Origin of the sequence: Kluyvera sp. CHPC 1.251 (genome assembly GCF_036759945.1) — a bacterium.
Taxonomy (GTDB): Bacteria; Pseudomonadota; Gammaproteobacteria; order Enterobacterales; family Enterobacteriaceae; genus Kluyvera; species Kluyvera sichuanensis.
Genome location: NZ_JAPKIC010000007.1, coordinates 261,668 through 277,770, shown reverse-complemented (window position 1 = coordinate 277,770; position 16,103 = coordinate 261,668). Strand labels below are relative to the sequence as shown.

General features: G+C 52.3%; 16 protein-coding genes and 2 pseudogenes. 12 read left to right on the top strand and 6 right to left on the bottom strand.

Features of this window, described 5'->3' with window-relative positions:
- From V6940_RS15675 to V6940_RS15630, 10 genes and pseudogenes are all read left to right on the top strand, one after another.
- Nucleotides 1–230, top strand: a pseudogene (locus tag V6940_RS15675) (IS5/IS1182 family transposase); the annotation flags it as partial.
- A gap of 33 nt (nt 231–263) precedes the next feature.
- Nucleotides 264–641: pseudogene (locus tag V6940_RS15670) on the top strand (DUF2569 domain-containing protein); the annotation flags it as partial.
- 77 nt (nt 642–718) lie between these two features.
- Nucleotides 719–1,300 (top strand): electron transport complex subunit RsxA, encoded by a 582-nt coding sequence (gene rsxA, locus V6940_RS15665; RefSeq protein WP_185666174.1) that lies wholly within the window; start codon nt 719–721, stop codon nt 1,298–1,300.
- A complete protein-coding gene (gene rsxB, locus V6940_RS15660; protein ID WP_333496494.1) occupies nt 1,300–1,875 on the top strand; it encodes an electron transport complex subunit RsxB in 576 nt (191 codons plus the stop codon). The genes rsxA and rsxB overlap by 1 nt, the downstream gene beginning before the upstream one ends.
- Nucleotides 1,868–4,000, top strand: coding sequence for an electron transport complex subunit RsxC (gene rsxC, locus V6940_RS15655; RefSeq protein ID WP_333496493.1), 2,133 nt, complete (start codon nt 1,868–1,870; stop codon nt 3,998–4,000). The genes rsxB and rsxC overlap by 8 nt, the downstream gene beginning before the upstream one ends.
- The gene (gene rsxD, locus V6940_RS15650; RefSeq protein WP_333496492.1) at nt 4,001–5,053 is read left to right on the top strand and encodes an electron transport complex subunit RsxD; all 1,053 of its coding nucleotides are present in this window, start codon (nt 4,001–4,003) and stop codon (nt 5,051–5,053) included.
- An 8-nt stretch (nt 5,054–5,061) separates the two neighbouring features.
- Nucleotides 5,062–5,682, top strand: a complete 621-nt coding sequence (rsxG, locus tag V6940_RS15645) for an electron transport complex subunit RsxG (RefSeq protein ID WP_333496491.1) — start codon at nt 5,062–5,064, stop codon at nt 5,680–5,682.
- Nucleotides 5,683–5,685: 3 nt separating this feature from the next.
- Nucleotides 5,686–6,384, top strand: a complete 699-nt coding sequence (locus V6940_RS15640; protein WP_333496490.1) for an electron transport complex subunit E — start codon at nt 5,686–5,688, stop codon at nt 6,382–6,384.
- Nucleotides 6,384–7,019: an endonuclease III gene (gene nth / locus V6940_RS15635; protein ID WP_035897047.1), complete on the top strand. Its 636-nt coding sequence runs from the start codon at nt 6,384–6,386 to the stop codon at nt 7,017–7,019. Before V6940_RS15640 ends, nth begins: the two co-directional genes overlap by 1 nt.
- A gap of 469 nt (nt 7,020–7,488) precedes the next feature.
- On the top strand, nt 7,489–8,469 hold the full coding sequence (locus tag V6940_RS15630) for an acyltransferase family protein (RefSeq protein WP_333496489.1): 981 nt from the start codon (nt 7,489–7,491) through the stop codon (nt 8,467–8,469).
- Between the two features lie 41 nt (nt 8,470–8,510).
- Here the strand turns inward: V6940_RS15630 and V6940_RS15625 are convergent, their stop codons facing one another.
- Complete coding sequence (locus tag V6940_RS15625; protein WP_333496488.1) at nt 8,511–8,921, bottom strand: tail fiber domain-containing protein; 411 nt, start codon at nt 8,919–8,921, stop codon at nt 8,511–8,513.
- A gap of 356 nt (nt 8,922–9,277) precedes the next feature.
- Nucleotides 9,278–9,640 (bottom strand): hypothetical protein, encoded by a 363-nt coding sequence (locus V6940_RS15620; protein ID WP_333496487.1) that lies wholly within the window; start codon nt 9,638–9,640, stop codon nt 9,278–9,280.
- A gap of 697 nt (nt 9,641–10,337) precedes the next feature.
- On the opposite strand from V6940_RS15620, the gene dtpA reads away from it, so the two are divergent.
- Both dtpA and gstA read left to right on the top strand, forming a co-directional pair.
- The gene (dtpA, locus tag V6940_RS15615; protein ID WP_333496486.1) at nt 10,338–11,843 is read left to right on the top strand and encodes a dipeptide/tripeptide permease DtpA; all 1,506 of its coding nucleotides are present in this window, start codon (nt 10,338–10,340) and stop codon (nt 11,841–11,843) included.
- Nucleotides 11,844–11,991: 148 nt separating this feature from the next.
- Nucleotides 11,992–12,597 (top strand): glutathione transferase GstA, encoded by a 606-nt coding sequence (gstA, locus tag V6940_RS15610; RefSeq protein ID WP_333496485.1) that lies wholly within the window; start codon nt 11,992–11,994, stop codon nt 12,595–12,597.
- Between the two features lie 97 nt (nt 12,598–12,694).
- Here the strand turns inward: gstA and pdxY are convergent, their stop codons facing one another.
- The 4 genes from pdxY to mliC form a co-directional block, all read right to left on the bottom strand.
- Nucleotides 12,695–13,555: a pyridoxal kinase PdxY gene (gene pdxY / locus V6940_RS15605; RefSeq protein WP_333496484.1), complete on the bottom strand. Its 861-nt coding sequence runs from the start codon at nt 13,553–13,555 to the stop codon at nt 12,695–12,697.
- A 64-nt stretch (nt 13,556–13,619) separates the two neighbouring features.
- Nucleotides 13,620–14,894 carry a tyrosine--tRNA ligase gene (gene tyrS / locus V6940_RS15600; RefSeq protein WP_333496483.1) on the bottom strand — a complete coding sequence of 425 codons (1,275 nt, stop codon included), beginning with the start codon at nt 14,892–14,894 and terminating at the stop codon, nt 13,620–13,622.
- A gap of 125 nt (nt 14,895–15,019) precedes the next feature.
- The gene (gene pdxH, locus V6940_RS15595; protein ID WP_333496482.1) at nt 15,020–15,676 is read right to left on the bottom strand and encodes a pyridoxamine 5'-phosphate oxidase; all 657 of its coding nucleotides are present in this window, start codon (nt 15,674–15,676) and stop codon (nt 15,020–15,022) included.
- Between the two features lie 57 nt (nt 15,677–15,733).
- Complete coding sequence (mliC, locus tag V6940_RS15590; protein WP_185666163.1) at nt 15,734–16,057, bottom strand: C-type lysozyme inhibitor; 324 nt, start codon at nt 16,055–16,057, stop codon at nt 15,734–15,736.
- Nucleotides 16,058–16,103 lie beyond the last annotated feature (46 nt).

The window sequence follows — 16,103 nt, the reverse complement described above, 5'->3', positions numbered from 1 at the left end:
GTGCAGTGGCTAATCAGCGAATGACCGGGAGTAATGCGCGGTGGAAATGGACAACGGAATATAACCGTCGCTCGATAGCGGAAACGGCAATGTACAGAATGAAGCAGTTGTTGGGAGATTCACTGACGCTGCGTGACTACGATGGTCAGGTAGCGGAAGCTATGGCCATGGTGCGTGCGTTGAACAGGATGACAAAGGCCGGGATGCCAGAAAGCGTGCGTATTGCCTGAAAATCCAGCCAGCTACAGGGTCGTTCGCACGAAATCTTATTTATTCAACAAAGCCTCACGCTAGTTAAATTTGGCTATGTCCTGCTGACGCCGAACACCCTAAGTCTGATTAAAGAGATGGGTGCGGCCAATATCGCCCTGCTCGCGCTCTCCTTCTTGTCATTCATCGCCATGTGTTATTACACGCTGTGGCTGACTATCGCCTTCTTCAAGCGCCGCCACAACGTACCGAAGCATTACATTATCTGGCTGATGATTGGCGTTCTGTTGGCGGTGAAAGCCTTCGCCTTCTCGCCGATTTCTGACGACCTTGCCGTACGACAGCTGCTGCTTCCGCTGTTGGCCGCCGCGCTAATTGTGCCGTACTTCAAGCGTTCGCAGCGGGTAAAACGCACCTTTACTCACGCGTAATAACCCCACATTTAGCCTGTTGTCGCTCAAGACACTTTGTCAGATAATAGGTGGCTTTTTTTGTTACAGGTCGAATGATGTCTGACTATTTATTGCTCTTTATCGGTACCGTGCTGGTAAATAACTTCGTCCTGGTGAAGTTCCTGGGGCTATGCCCGTTTATGGGTGTTTCCAAAAAGCTGGAAACGGCCATGGGAATGGGCCTGGCGACCACCTTCGTGATGACGCTGGCCTCTATCTGCGCCTGGCTTATCGATACCTGGATTCTGATCCCGCTGGATTTGGTATACCTGCGCACGCTGGCGTTTATTCTGGTCATCGCCGTTGTCGTCCAGTTCACCGAAATGGTCGTGCGTAAAACCAGCCCGGCGCTCTATCGCCTGCTGGGTATTTTCCTGCCGCTTATCACCACCAACTGCGCCGTGCTCGGCGTGGCGCTGCTTAACATCAACCTCGGCCACAATTTCCTGCAGTCGGCGCTGTACGGCTTTTCAGCCGCCGTCGGCTTCTCGCTGGTCATGGTGCTGTTCGCCTCTATTCGCGAACGTCTGGTGGTCTCCGACGTTCCTGCGCCATTTCGCGGCAACGCCATCGCGCTGATTACCGCTGGTTTAATGTCATTAGCCTTTATGGGCTTTAGTGGGCTGGTGAAGTTGTAATGATGACCTTCTGGATTGCTGTCGCTGCGATAAGCCTGTTAGGGCTGATTTTTGGCGTCATTTTAGGTTATGCCTCGCGCCGTTTTGCCGTTGAGGACGACCCGGTAGTTGAAAAAATTGATGAACTGCTGCCGCAGAGCCAGTGTGGGCAGTGCGGTTACCCCGGCTGTCGCCCGTACGCGGAAGCGGTCAGCAACGGTGAAAAAATTAACTGCTGCGCGCCCGGTGGCGAAGCCGTGATGCTGAAAATTGCCACGCTATTGAACGTTGACCCGCAGCCCATCGGCGGTGACGAAGCGGCCGCCGAGCCAGCGCGCATGCTCGCCGTCATTGATGAAAATAACTGTATCGGTTGTACCAAGTGCATTCAGGCTTGCCCGGTAGACGCCATTATTGGCGCGACGCGCGCCATGCATACGGTGGTCAGCGACCTGTGCACCGGCTGTAACCTGTGCGTGGCCCCTTGCCCAACGCAGTGTATCGAGTTACGTCCTGTCGAAACGACGACCGACAGCTGGAAGTGGGATCTGCACACTATCCCGGTACGAATTATTCCTGTGGAACACCATGCTTAAGCTATTCTCCGCCTTCAGAAAAGACAAAATCTGGGATTTCGACGGAGGCATTCATCCGCCTGAAATGAAAACCCAGTCAAACGGCACGCCACTGCGCCAGGTTCCCCTTGCCCAGCGTTTTGTTATTCCGTTGAAGCAGCATATTGGCGCAGAAGGTGAACTCAGCGTGAAGCCTGGGGATCACGTGCTCCGTGGCCAGCCGTTAACGCGCGGCTGGGGACGCATGTTGCCGGTCCACGCACCGACTTCCGGGACGGTCATCGCGATTGAGCCTCATGCCACCGCCCACCCTTCCGCACTGCCGGAAATGAGCGTCATTATTGAAGCCGACGGTGAAGACCGCTGGATAGCTCGCGACGGCTGGAATGATTACAAAAACCATAGCCGTGACGCACTTATCGAGCGTATCCACCAGTATGGTGTCGCTGGTTTAGGTGGCGCGGGTTTCCCGACGGGCAACAAACTGCGCGGCGGCGGCGATAAAATCACCACGCTGATTATCAACGCCGCCGAGTGCGAACCGTACATCACCGCTGACGATCGCCTGATGCAGGACTGCGCGGCGCAAATTGTCGAAGGGATTCAGATCCTCGCGCATATTCTGCAACCGCAGCAAGTGCTTATCGGCATTGAAGATAATAAACCGCAGGCGATTTCGATGATGCGCGCGGTGCTCGCCGGCTGTCACGGTATTAGCCTGCGCGTGATCCCAACCAAATATCCTTCCGGTGGCGCAAAGCAGCTGACGCAAATTCTGACCGGCAAACAGGTTCCGCACGGTGGCCGTTCATCGGATATTGGCGTACTGATGCAGAACGTCGGCACCGCCTATGCGGTAAAACGCGCGGTGATCGACGGCGAACCGCTGACCGAGCGCGTCGTCACGCTGACCGGTGAATCAGTTGGCCAACCTGGTAACGTATGGGCGCGTCTGGGCACCCCGGTACAGCATCTGCTGAAACATGCCGATTTTTGCCCGACCAGCGATCAGATGGTGATCATGGGCGGCCCGCTGATGGGCTTTACCCTGCCCTGGCTTGATGTGCCAGTGGTCAAAATCACCAACTGCCTGCTGGCCCCTTCTGCCGCTGAAATGGGCGAGCCGGAAGAGGAAAAAGGGTGCATTCGCTGTAGCGCCTGCGCCGATGCCTGTCCGGCTGATCTGCTGCCGCAGCAGCTGTACTGGTTCAGCAAAGGCCAGCAGCACGATAAAGCCACGGCTCATAACCTTTCCGACTGCATCGAGTGCGGTGCCTGCGCGTGGGTCTGCCCAAGCAGCATTCCGCTGGTGCAATACTTCCGTCAGGAAAAGGCCGAGATCAGCGCCATTCGTCAGGAAGAGCAGCGCGCTGCAGAAGCTAAAGCCCGTTTCGAAGCGCGCCAGCAGCGTCTGGAACGCGAGAAAGCCGCTCGTGAAGAGCGTCATAAAAAAGCTGCCGTTCAGCCTGCCGCCAAAGATCAGGATGCGATTCATGCTGCACTGGCTCGCGTACGAGATAAACAGCAACAGGCCACGCAGCCAATTGTGATTCAGGCTGGCGCCGTGCCGGATAACAGCGCCGTGGCGGCCGCCCGTGAAGCGCGCAAAGCCCAGGCTCGCGCCGCCCAGGCTGAAAAGCAGCAGGCGACGGCTGAAGCTGTCGACCCACGCAAGGCCGCGGTTGAAGCGGCCATTGCCCGAGCTAAAGCACGTAAAGCGGCCCCGACTGATGCCGCAGAATCTACAGAGATTGACGAGGCCATCGATCCGCGCAAGGCCGCGGTTGAAGCGGCTATTGCCCGAGCTAAAGCACGTAAAGCTGCGCAATCAATGCCGGAAGAGCCCGCTACCGTTGCCGACGCGGTTGATCCACGCAAAGCTGCCGTTGAAGCCGCCATCGCGCGTGCCAAAGCACGTAAAGCGGCACAATCAGTCGAAGCACCAGCCGTTACCGTTGAAGAGACAGCGGTCGACCCGCGTAAAGCTGCCGTTGAGGCCGCCATCGCGCGTGCCAAAGCGCGCAAAGCAGCCGCACCGGATATGAACGAGCCTGCCGCCAACGACGACCCACGCAAAGCCGCCGTTGCCGCCGCTATTGCCCGTGTTCAAGCCAGGAAAGCCGCTCAGGCCGTTAACGAGGATTAAATGGTTTTCAAAATCGCAAGTTCCCCTTATACCCACAATCATCGCCAGACATCGCGCATTATGATGCTGGTGGTCATTGCCGCGCTGCCCGGCATTGTGGTCCAGAGCTGGTTTTTTGGCTGGGGAACCGTCATTCAACTGGTTCTCGCTATTCTTACCGCCTGGTTTGCCGAGTCGCTGGTGCTTCGCCTGCGTAAGCAGAACATCGGTCAGACGCTCGCCGATAACTCCGCGCTGCTGACCGGTCTGCTGCTGGCCATCAGTATTCCGCCGTTTGCTCCGTGGTGGATGGTGGTACTCGGTACCGTGTTTGCCGTGATTATTGCTAAGCAACTCTACGGCGGCCTGGGCCAGAACCCATTTAACCCAGCGATGATTGGCTACGTGGTACTGTTGATCTCCTTCCCGGTTCAGATGACCTCCTGGTTGCCACCGCATGATATCGCCGCCAACGTGCCGGACTTTATGGACGCGCTGCAGGTGATCTTCAGCGGTCATACCGCTGCAGGTCAGGACATGACGATGCTGAAGATGGGTGTCGATGGCATTAGCCAGGCAACACCACTCGATACGTTCAAAACGTCGCTTCATGCCGGACATCCGGTGGATGAGATCCTGAAGTCCTCGATTTATCACGGTGCGCTGGCCGGTGCGGGATGGCAGTGGGTCAACGTGGCTTATCTGGTCGGCGGCCTGTTCCTGCTGTGGCAAAAAGCAATTCGCTGGCATATTCCGGTGAGTTTCCTGGTGAGCCTGGCCGTCTGCTCAACGCTCGGCTGGCTGTTCCATCCGGAAAGCGTCGCTTCGCCGCAGATGCATCTGCTCTCTGGTGCGACCATGCTGGGTGCCTTCTTTATCCTTACCGACCCGGTTACCGCCTCTACCACCAACCGGGGTCGTCTGATCTTTGGTGCACTGGCGGGTCTGCTGGTCTGGCTTATTCGCAGCTTCGGCGGCTACCCGGACGGCGTGGCGTTTGCCATGCTGTTGGCCAACATCACCGTCCCACTGATTGATTACTACACGCGCCCGCGCGTTTACGGACACCGCTGAGGATTCACATGTTAAAGACCATGCGTAAACACGGTGTCACGCTGGCGCTGTTCGCAGCCGGCTCTACCGGGCTGACGGCGGCGATCAACCAGTTAACCAAGCACACCATCGACGACCAGGCCGAGAAGCAACAAAACGCCCTGTTCCAGCAGGTGATCCCGGCGGGCAGCTATAATAATGACCTGCTGAAGAGTTGCTTTGTGGTCGAAGCCCCAGAGCTCGGCAAAGGCGCGCATAAAGTTTATATCGCTCGTCAGGACGATAAACCAGTCGCCGCCGTACTCGAAGCCACCGCACCGGACGGCTATTCCGGCGCTATTCAGCTGTTGGTTGGTGCCGATTTTAACGGTACCGTGCTTGGTACCCGCGTGACCGAGCACCACGAAACGCCGGGGCTGGGTGATAAAATTGAGCTTCGTCTATCCGACTGGATAACCTTCTTCGCCGGTAAAAAAATTGACGGTGCGAACGATAGCCAGTGGGCAGTGAAGAAAGACGGCGGCCAGTTCGACCAGTTCACGGGGGCGACCATTACCCCTCGCGCGGTAGTGAACGCGGTAAAACGCGCAGGGCTGTACGCCCAAACGCTGCCCGATCAACTATCACAACTGCAAGCCTGTGAAGGATAAACGATGAGTGAAGTCAAAGAGGTTATTGTCCAGGGGCTGTGGAAGAATAACTCCGCGCTGGTTCAGCTTTTAGGCATGTGCCCGCTGCTGGCGGTCACCTCAACCGCCACCAACGCCTTAGGTTTAGGCCTTGCCACTACGCTGGTGCTGACCCTGACCAACCTGGCCATCTCCAGCCTACGCCGTTGGACGCCGGCGGAAATTCGTATCCCCATCTACGTGATGATTATTGCGTCGGTGGTTAGCGCCGTGCAGATGCTGATCAACGCCTATGCGTTCGGCCTGTACCAGTCGCTGGGGATCTTTATCCCGCTTATCGTCACCAACTGTATTGTCGTGGGGCGTGCAGAAGCGTTTGCGGCCAAAAAAGGCCCGGCACTATCAGCGCTGGACGGTTTTGCTATCGGCATGGGCGCCACCTGCACCATGTTTGTGCTGGGTTCTATCCGTGAACTGCTCGGCAACGGCACGCTGTTTGACGGTGCGGATGGCCTATTGGGTAGCTGGGCGAAAGTGCTGCGCATTGAAGTCTTCCATACCGACACCCCTTTCCTGCTGGCGATGCTGCCACCGGGCGCGTTTATCGGCCTGGGGATGTTGCTGGCTATCAAATATCTTATCGATGAACGGACTAAGAAACGTCATGCTCAGCAGGTTATTACCGCCGATAGCGTGAACGTGGATGGGGCAGAGAAGGCCTGATGAACAAAACCAAGCGTCTTGAAATATTGACTCGGCTGCGGGACAACAACCCGCACCCGACCACCGAACTCAACTTCACTTCACCGTTCGAATTGCTGATTGCGGTTCTGCTCTCCGCACAAGCGACGGACGTGAGCGTCAACAAAGCGACTGCCAAACTTTACCCAGTGGCGAACACGCCGCAGGCGATGCTCGATTTGGGCGTCGATGGCGTGAAGGAGTACATCAAGACGATTGGCCTGTTCAACAGTAAAGCGGAGAACGTCATCAAAACCTGTCGCATGCTGCTGGAACTGCACGGCGGTGAAGTTCCGGAAGACCGGGCGGCGCTGGAAGCACTGCCCGGTGTAGGGCGTAAAACGGCGAATGTAGTGTTAAACACAGCTTTTGGCTGGCCAACCATCGCCGTCGATACGCACATCTTCCGCGTCTGTAACCGCACGCAGTTTGCACCAGGCAAGAACGTCGAACAGGTAGAGGAGAAGCTGCTGAAAGTGGTTCCCGCCGAGTTTAAGGTCGACTGCCACCACTGGCTCATTCTGCACGGCCGTTACACCTGCATCGCCCGTAAGCCTCGCTGCGGTTCCTGTATCATTGAAGATCTGTGTGAATTTAAAGAGAAAGTGGAGCTGTAGTCCATTTTTCGCGGCGTGGCAAGTTGGCCCGCCGCCCCCTTCCGATTGACTAGACCGCGTTTAATCCCATCTATTTATGTGATTGGCAGTTCGAAAAGGCTAAAAGCAGGTACTTAGAAGCAGAACAATAAGTTAGAAAATTCCTCTTTAAGACAAACAAGGATAAATAGAGCCTTTTTTGTGCCCCCAATCCTGTCCCCAAGCATGAAAATGCCCCCATAGTGCCCCCACCTCCCCTAACGAAACAGAGCATTAGCGCAAGACGAATCGACGCCATCCGTGGGTTTGAGTTGTTTTGCGGATTCATCCTCATATTTTACTCCGGAGGGGACACTATTGAGTGCCCCGAGGGTAAGGCTGCTTTTCGGTCGGAATCTTGACCAATTGGAATCTGGTAGGCAACAACCATCTATGCATTTTCACCCCCATTATGTATACTACCGCAATTAAACTAATTCTAATATTATCTATGGAAATCAAATCACTAACAGGTTTGCGTGGGCTAGCAGCTTTATATGTTGTTGCCTTTCATTTAACTGATCGGGCAGCTTTTCCTGAAATTAATGGCTTTGTACAAAATGGATACATAGCAGTTGATTTTTTCTTTGTTTTATCGGGTTTTATAATGAGCATGGTGTACCATGAAAAATTTAAAACCATCGAGCAGAATAATTATATTAATTACATGTATAATAGATTCTCTAGAATCTACCCTCTGTATGTTACGCTGCTTTTCTCAACGCTAATCCTTGATTATTTACTTAATGGTAGAACGCAGCCAAACTCCTCTATTTTTATAAATACTTTTTTATTGCAATCTATTACAGCATGGAACTACATCGCTTCATCATGGTCTTTATCGACAGAATTAATCGCATACTTGCTCTTCCCTTTCATCATATTTTTCATGAGGGATAATAGATGCATCCTCATATTTTTAATGGCGGCACTTGCCACATTAGCTATTTTATTCATTTCGAAATCGCCAAACACACTTGACCATTCATTCATGTACCCTTCAATTGCACGGTGTATAGCTGATTATATCCTGGGAATTGGTGCTTATATTGCTCATAGAAATGGCATTTATATAAAAAGAACAATATCTTATATATGTTTCGCATTCCTTTCATGGTTTTTGACAACCTCAGAGTCTGATTTATTTACTGTGATATTGTTTGTTCTTATAGTCCCCAGCCTTGTTGACAGTAAGAACCTCATATCAACCATACTATCAATGAAACCATTGCATTATATTGGAGAAATCTCATACTCTATTTATTTGATTCATTCAATATTAATAAATCAATTCAAAGAACAAATGCAGCATTTTGAAAACTGGAGATTAATGGCTCTAGCATTGACTATATTACTTTCGATGATTTCATTTCATTTAGTAGAAAACCCTTCGAGAAAGTGGCTAAAGAACAAAAGATACAAAATGGCTTAGGCATCTTAGAAACCCCGCCATTTTTTGGCGAGGTTTCTATATTAATTAATTTTCTTTATAATGGCTTCCAGTGCCTCAATACGTTTTAATGCCTCTTTTAGAGCTACCGCTGCCTTTAAATACAAGACAGAATAATTGATGCTTTGAATAAATTCACCAGGAGGCCTCATCTCAGTTGATGCCACCCCATCCAGATCAGACACGATAACCTCTTCAAGTACAGGCGATCTACTTACTAGGCTGGGTGATACCCTCTCTATCTCCTGCGATATAACACCAAGTAATTTTTTCTTTCTATCATCTTCTTTAAGGTAATAGTTTACGAAACGATATTTTTTAAATTCTTCCCATGATGAATTAGCATTCTTAACACCATACTTTAAATCTCCATCGGAGATAGCTCCGTAAGAGTTATTAACGTTAACAATGTTACCGTTTGACCAAACTGCCATCTTAGTAGACCCTGACCCAACACAAGAAATAAAGGACTGTGTAGTATTGTTTGGATCTGTAGCGTTAAGTTTATATTCAATCCATTTAGATTTGTAGACGACTGATTTGAAATAGAAACAACATGCTGTCCGGAGCTTGAGCCTGATAGTTCATGCTGTAGTGCCGTTGCGCTATTGTAGTTCGCGGTATAGTTTGCCTTCAAAAAACCTTGAGGACCAAATTTCATCCTCTCCTGGCTTGATGACTGAAAAGCTAATACGCCACTGGGATCGGGCGCATTAATGAACATCTGTTTATTAGCGATAATATCATACTCACCAATCACGTCATTACCACGTAAAATACGTTTTCGATATTATCCAGTAAGGTTACCGTCTGAAAGCATCACATATTCAAATTTTTTATCTCGAGCTACACCAACACTTCCGCCGCCACGAACAAAAGCCAGAGTATATAGGTTGGGGTCAGAAAAAACCTGGAGAACATTATCAAGGCTGTTAAAGTTCCGGAAACTTAAGCCTACTAATGCTATAGCTGTTAGGCTTGTAAAGTCAGAACCAAACCTAATATGAGCATTTGTTGGCGACTGGACTTGATAAATACCAGTCGTATCAAATGCTATATTTGCAATATTTTTTCCGAAATGAACACCAATATCATTTGCCGTATAACTAATGTGGGTATCTCTTACACATATCTCTAACAAGTCCAGACCCACCGCCAATAACCAATTGTGGATATGCCCCTATCTGTCCAGCATGCGTCGAGCAGTTTATGCACTGCACCGAAAGCTGCGCCGTTACGCTCATACATGTTGTAGAAGTGGTCAAAATCGAGTCGCTCCGGGTAACTCGCGAGCCTGGTTTCTTGTTGGCTTCAAGCCATTCGACGCTCTGATTCTCCATTTTTTGGCACATCCAACGCCTATATAACGCTTTTACAGATTAAACAGGCCATCACTAACGAAATTTTCTATACAAAAAATGACCAGATCATCACCACAACATGATGTTGCATTTATGTTTCTTTACGAGCAATTCGCTTACATCATTAGGATGAATCCTCCGTAACGCACAATATGATCATCCAGTTATTTTTCAGAATCCAGCCTATATCACTATACGAAAGCGCAATCAGCAGAAGATATCGTTGAATTGCCGTTTTTGCCCCTCTGTTTCAGAATAAAAAACCGCTTAAATTTAAAGCGTGAAATTTAACGCTAAATAACATTTATATGACTGGTTAATTATTCCACCTTTTTTATTTGTAACGGAGTATTACAAAGGTCTTGTCTGAAAGCGCAGGATAGTGAACATTACTTCCCGTTTCCCTCCAGAATAACTATAAGGTGGATGCCAATGAGCACTCCGCCCAGTACACCCCCCATTAGAATGGGATGTAAATAAGAGGTATATGTGTCTACTGCAAACAATAAACCAACTGAAAGCGTTAGTTTAAACGCCTTCAAACAACCTAAAGCGTTCTATCTCATCTTCTCTATCGAGTTATGGGAGCGTTTTGGTTTCTACGGCCTGCAAGGCATTATGGCCGTTTACCTGGTTAAACAGCTGGGTATGTCAGAAGCAGATTCCATCACGCTGTTCTCTTCCTTTAGTGCATTAGTGTACGGTCTGGTTGCTATCGGCGGCTGGCTGGGCGACAAAGTACTGGGTACGAAACGCGTGATTATGCTGGGTGCCGTGGTTCTGGCTATCGGCTATGCGCTGGTCGCATGGTCCGGTCACGATGCGAGCATCGTCTATATGGGTATGGCGGCTATCGCCGTGGGTAACGGCCTGTTTAAAGCTAACCCATCTTCCCTGCTCTCTACCTGCTATGCAAAAGACGACCCGCGTCTGGACGGTGCATTCACCATGTACTACATGTCCGTGAACATCGGTTCGTTCTTCTCCATGCTGGCAACACCATGGCTGGCCGCGAAATACGGCTGGAGCACCGCGTTCGCGCTGAGCGTCGTTGGTATGCTGATCACCGTGGTTAACTTCGCTTTCTGCCAGCGTTGGGTTAAACAGTATGGTTCCAAGCCTGACTTCGAGCCAATCAACTACCGCAACCTGCTGCTGACCATCGTTGGCGTTGTGATTCTGGTCGCTGTCGCCACCTGGCTGCTGCACAACCAGGGCATCGCACGTATGGTTCTGGGCGTGATTGCGCTGGGCATCATCTTTATCTTCGGTAAAGAGACCTTCGCAATGAGCGGTGCGCCGCGTCGTAAGATGATCGTAGCGTTCATCCTGATGCTCGAAGCGATTATCTTCTTCGTGCTGTACAGCCAGATGCCAACCTCTCTGAACTTCTTCGCGATTCGTAACGTTGAGCACACCATTCTGGGTATCGCGTTCGAGCCGGAACAGTATCAGGCACTGAACCCGTTCTGGATCATTATTGGTAGCCCAATTCTGGCCGCTATCTATAACAAGATGGGCGACAACCTGCCAATGCCGACCAAGTTCGCAATTGGTATGGTGCTGTGCTCCGGTGCCTTCCTGGTGCTGCCGCTGGGCGCGAAATTCGCTTCCGACGCGGGTATCGTTTCCGTTAACTGGCTGATCATCAGCTACGGCCTGCAGAGCATCGGTGAACTGATGATTTCTGGTCTGGGTCTGGCGATGGTGGCACAGCTGGTTCCACAGCGTCTGATGGGCTTCATCATGGGTAGCTGGTTCCTGACTACCGCTGGTGCAAACATCATCGGCGGTTACGTTGCAGGCATGATGGCGGTTCCGGAAAACGTGACTGACCCGCTGATGTCTCTGGACGTGTATGGCCGCGTATTCCTGCAGATTGGTGTTGCTACGGCCGTTATCGCCGTGTTGATGCTGCTGACCGCGCCGAAACTGAACCGTATGACTCAGGACGACGCAAAACCTGCTGCTGACGGTAAAGTCGCTTCCGCATAACGTCATCGGGAAACGAATGAATATTTAGGCCGCTAACTTCTGTTAGCGGCTTTTTTTTTATCGCTTCAGGCACTAACATACCTCCATATCCCTCGGCTGCCCTTCGGCTGAGGGAAAACAAAAATAACCAAGTCTGAAGGAGTTACCCATGAAATTGTTCTACAAACCCGGCGCCTGTTCCCTTGCATCGCACATTACGTTGAGGGAGAGCGGAAAGGACTTCACGCTGATCGGCGTCGACCTGATGCACAAACGTATGGAAAACGGTGACGATTTCCTGAAGGTCAACCCGAAAGGCCAGGTTCCTGCGCTGCTGCTGGACGACAACACCCTGCTGACGGAAGGTGTGGCTATCATGCAGTACATCGCCGATAGCGTTGCGGATCGCCAGCTGCTGGCACCGGTTGGCACCATCAATCGTTACAGAACGCTGGAATGGCTGAACTATATCGCGACCGAGCTGCACAAAGGCTTTACGCCGCTGTTCCGCCCGGATACCCCGGAAGATTACAAACCTACAGCGCGCGCGCTGCTGGATAAGAAGCTGGCCTACATCGATGAATCGCTGGCGAACACACAGTGGATCAGCGGTTCACGCTTCACTATTGCCGATGCCTATCTGTTTACCGTGCTGCGCTGGGCGTTTGCCGTGAAGCTGGAAATGGCGGGATACAAAAATATTGCGGCCTATATGGAGCGCGTCGCGGCGCGTCCTGCGGTGGCGGCAGCCATGACGGCTGAAGGTCTGAAGTAATATTGGTGCGCCGGCTCCCCGGAGTTGGCGCTTCACACCTCGTCCGGGCTACAAGTTGGTAGTAGCCCGGACGAGCTTCGCGACGCCGGGAAAAAGTTTACAGCTGAGTCGCGCTAAAACAATGCACTGGCTTCGCAATACGATCCTGCGCTGCCACCACCTGCAACTCGTACTCGCCCATCTCTTTGGTGGTGACCATAATCTCGTACACCGCCGCCGTTACATGCTCCAGCGCGTCGCGAAGGCTAGCCCCTTGCAGCAGTTTAACCAGCAGCAGACCGCTGGTCACATCCCCCACGCCGACAGGATGGCGAGCCCCAAAGTCGATCAACGGACGGCTGATATGCCAGGCTTCATCCGTCGTCACCAGCAGCATCTCAAAGCGATCCTGACTGTATCCTGCACGGGCCAGATGCTTCACCAGCACGATTTCTGGCCCCTGAGCGATCAGCTCACGCGCAGCCAGCACCGCATCGTTCACATCCTTCACGTCACGACCGGCGAGAATTTCGAGCTCAATCAGGTTCGGCGCGATGATGTCGCTTGCCGGCATGGCATAGCGCTTATGAAATTCCGCCACGCCTGGTGCCACGATGCAGCCTTTTTCCGGGTGCCCCATAACCGGGTCGCAGAAAAATTTCGCCTGCGGGTTCGCCGCTTTGACCTGACGCACGATGCCAAGGATATGCTCGCCCTGCTCCGCAGAGCCCAGATAGCCGCTCAGCACCGCATCACAGCGCTTCAACTGGTCGATAGCCGCAATGCCCTGCACAATCTCTGTCAGATGTGCTGGCGGCATCACGCAGCCCGTCCACTGACCATATTGGGTATGGTTGGAAAACTGCACCGTGTTCAGCGGCCAGACGTTCGCACCAAGGCGGCGCATAGGAAACTCGGCGGCGCTATTGCCCGCATGCCCAAAAACGACGTGAGATTGAATGGCGAGGATGTTGTTCATTAGCTCTACTCAGACGACAAAAAAGAAGGGGGCGTAGTTTCCCACGCCCCCTCGTTTCGGAATATTACTTCCAGCAGATCAAACAGTAATTTTTCTTACCACGGCGTAACAGGGTGTAACGACCGAAGAGAATATCGCTTTCCTGGAAGAAATATTCCGGGTCAGCCTGTTTTTCACCGTTGATGGTGACCGCGTTAGAGGCGATGGTTTTACGCGCCTGGCCGCGAGACGGCTGCAGCTCAGAGTCCACCAGCGCCTGCATGAGGTCGGCACCTTTTTCCATCTCAACCATCGGCACACCGTCCTGCGCCAGCTGCTCGAAGTCTTCTTCGCTCAGCGCGCTCAGTGAACCGCTGAACAGGCTGTCGGTGATGCGTTTTGCCGCCACCAGACCTTCTTCACCGTGCACCAGACGGGTCACCTGCTCGGCCAGTACGTACTGGGCGCGAGGGGCTTTACCGCTGTTCTTGTCTTCTTCTTCCAGAGCATTGATCTCTTCAATGTCCATAAAGGTGAAGAACTTCAGGAAGCGGTAAACGTCAGCATCCGCGGTGTTGATCCAGAACTGGTAGAATTTGTACGGGCTGGTTTTCTTCGGATCCAGCCATACTGCGCCGCCTTCGGTCTTACCGAATTTGGTGCCGTCAGCTTTGGTGATCAGCGGAACGGTCAGGCCGAATACCTGGTTCTGGTGCAGACGACGGGTCAGGTCGATACCGGAGGTAATGTTACCCCACTGGTCGGAACCGCCAATCTGCAGCGCAACGCCGTGCAGTTTATTCAGGCAGGCAAAGTCATAACCCTGCAGCAGGTTGTAGGAAAACTCGGTAAAAGAGATGCCCTGATCGTCACGGTTAAGACGCTGCTTCACCGCTTCTTTGTTAATCATCTGGTTAACAGAGAAGTGTTTACCGATATCGCGCAGGAAGGTCAGCACATTCATGCCGCCGAACCAATCATAGTTGTTGGCCGCGATAGCCGAATTGTCGCCGCAGTCGAAATCGAGGAACGGTGCCACCTGTTTGCGGATTTTATCCACCCACTCCTGCACGGTATCTTCGGTATTCAATTTACGCTCGGCCGCTTTGAAGCTTGGGTCGCCAATCAGACCGGTTGCGCCGCCGACCAGTGCAACAGGCTTATGCCCTGCCTCCTGGAAGCGTTTCAGGCATAACAAAGGAACAAGATGCCCCAAATGCAAGCTGTCGGCGGTAGGGTCGAAGCCGCAATAGAGCGCGATCGGGCCTTGCGCCAGTCGCTCTGCTAACGCTACCTCGTCCGTTACCTGGGCGACTAGCCCCCGCTCTTGCAGTTGTTTAATCAAGTTACTGCTTGCCATCAAATTCTCCATCTATATACGACTGCACCTTTGCCGGTACACGACTTTTCGCCAGACGCGAAAGCTCTATAGAATAAAGCGCTGGCGCACTCAGCGCTAGCGCTTAACACAACAAATTTCAGGGATTACGGTGCCAGACGGTCGATTTTCCAGGCATCTGCGTCACGCTGGTACAAAAAACGATCGTGCAGACGATGTTCACCACCTTGCCAGAACTCCATCTGCTCAATAGAAACGCGGAAACCGCCCCAGAAACTCGGCAGCGGCACTTCGCCTTGCTGGAATTTCTGCTTCAGTTCCATGAACTTGCTTTCGAGGATACCGCGCGCGGAGATGCGGCTGGACTGCTTAGATACCCAGGCGCCGATTTGGCTGTCGCGCGGGCGGCTGTGGAAGTACTTCATCACTTCGAGAGTCGACAGGCGTTCAGCCTTGCCGATAACCATTACCTGACGCTCCAGTATATGCCACGGGAACAGCAGGCTGATACGCGGATTGTTCTCCAGCTGATGTGCCTTACGGCTACCCAGGTTGGTATAGAAAACCAGCCCTTTCTCGTCATAGTGCTTAAGCAGAACGATGCGCTGATACGGCTGACCGTTTTCATCAACCGTGGCAACCACCATCGCCGTAGGGTCGACCAGTCTGGCATCACATGCCTGGCGTAACCAACGTTCGAACAGGGGCAGCGGTTCAGCAGGAAGGTCATGGCGACGAAGGCCGCCACGGGTGTACTCACGGCGCAGATGCGCGATTTGTTGCAGATCGTCGTTATCAGACATGGCGTTTAAGAGAGTAGTGAACGGGTGGCGTTATTGTGCGCCGCCCGCCTGAAAATCTCAACGCTTGGGGTTTTGTAACTGGCAGTTATTCAACACGATGTGGTCGCGTTTATAGACGGTTGCTTCATTACCTTTAGACCAGAACACATAGATCCCATCGGTATAGCGAGCGCCCGACGCGGAGATCCCCTGCTGGAGATTCAGCTGCTGGTTGTCATAGATAAAGTTCACCTGCTGGCGCTGATTGTTGAGATGCACGGTCAGCGGTTTTTCCTCACACTGGTATTCCAGCGTGTCGGTCTGCATGCGTTCCATAAACTGATTGTACGCACTGCAGCCAGCGAGCATAAAAGGGAGAACAGCGATAAGTAGCTTTTTCATTGTTTTGGGCCTTCCGACATTCCTGGTCAAGGAGTGATTCTCACAC

Excerpts from the sequence above, each read along its gene's own strand:
- rsxA (WP_185666174.1), top strand. The coding sequence starts at position 719 with ATGTCTGACTATTTATTGCTCTTTATCGGTACCGTGCTGGTAAATAAC.
- rsxB (WP_333496494.1), top strand. The coding sequence starts at position 1,300 with ATGATGACCTTCTGGATTGCTGTCGCTGCGATAAGCCTGTTAGGGCTG.
- rsxC (WP_333496493.1), top strand. The coding sequence starts at position 1,868 with ATGCTTAAGCTATTCTCCGCCTTCAGAAAAGACAAAATCTGGGATTTC.
- rsxD (WP_333496492.1), top strand. The coding sequence starts at position 4,001 with ATGGTTTTCAAAATCGCAAGTTCCCCTTATACCCACAATCATCGCCAG.
- rsxG (WP_333496491.1), top strand. The coding sequence starts at position 5,062 with ATGTTAAAGACCATGCGTAAACACGGTGTCACGCTGGCGCTGTTCGCA.
- V6940_RS15640 (WP_333496490.1), top strand. The coding sequence starts at position 5,686 with ATGAGTGAAGTCAAAGAGGTTATTGTCCAGGGGCTGTGGAAGAATAAC.
- nth (WP_035897047.1), top strand. The coding sequence starts at position 6,384 with ATGAACAAAACCAAGCGTCTTGAAATATTGACTCGGCTGCGGGACAAC.
- V6940_RS15630 (WP_333496489.1), top strand. The coding sequence starts at position 7,489 with ATGGAAATCAAATCACTAACAGGTTTGCGTGGGCTAGCAGCTTTATAT.
- V6940_RS15625 (WP_333496488.1), bottom strand. The coding sequence starts at position 8,921 with ATGGCAGTTTGGTCAAACGGTAACATTGTTAACGTTAATAACTCTTAC.
- gstA (WP_333496485.1), top strand. The coding sequence starts at position 11,992 with ATGAAATTGTTCTACAAACCCGGCGCCTGTTCCCTTGCATCGCACATT.
- pdxY (WP_333496484.1), bottom strand. The coding sequence starts at position 13,555 with ATGAACAACATCCTCGCCATTCAATCTCACGTCGTTTTTGGGCATGCG.
- tyrS (WP_333496483.1), bottom strand. The coding sequence starts at position 14,894 with ATGGCAAGCAGTAACTTGATTAAACAACTGCAAGAGCGGGGGCTAGTC.
- pdxH (WP_333496482.1), bottom strand. The coding sequence starts at position 15,676 with ATGTCTGATAACGACGATCTGCAACAAATCGCGCATCTGCGCCGTGAG.
- mliC (WP_185666163.1), bottom strand. The coding sequence starts at position 16,057 with ATGAAAAAGCTACTTATCGCTGTTCTCCCTTTTATGCTCGCTGGCTGC.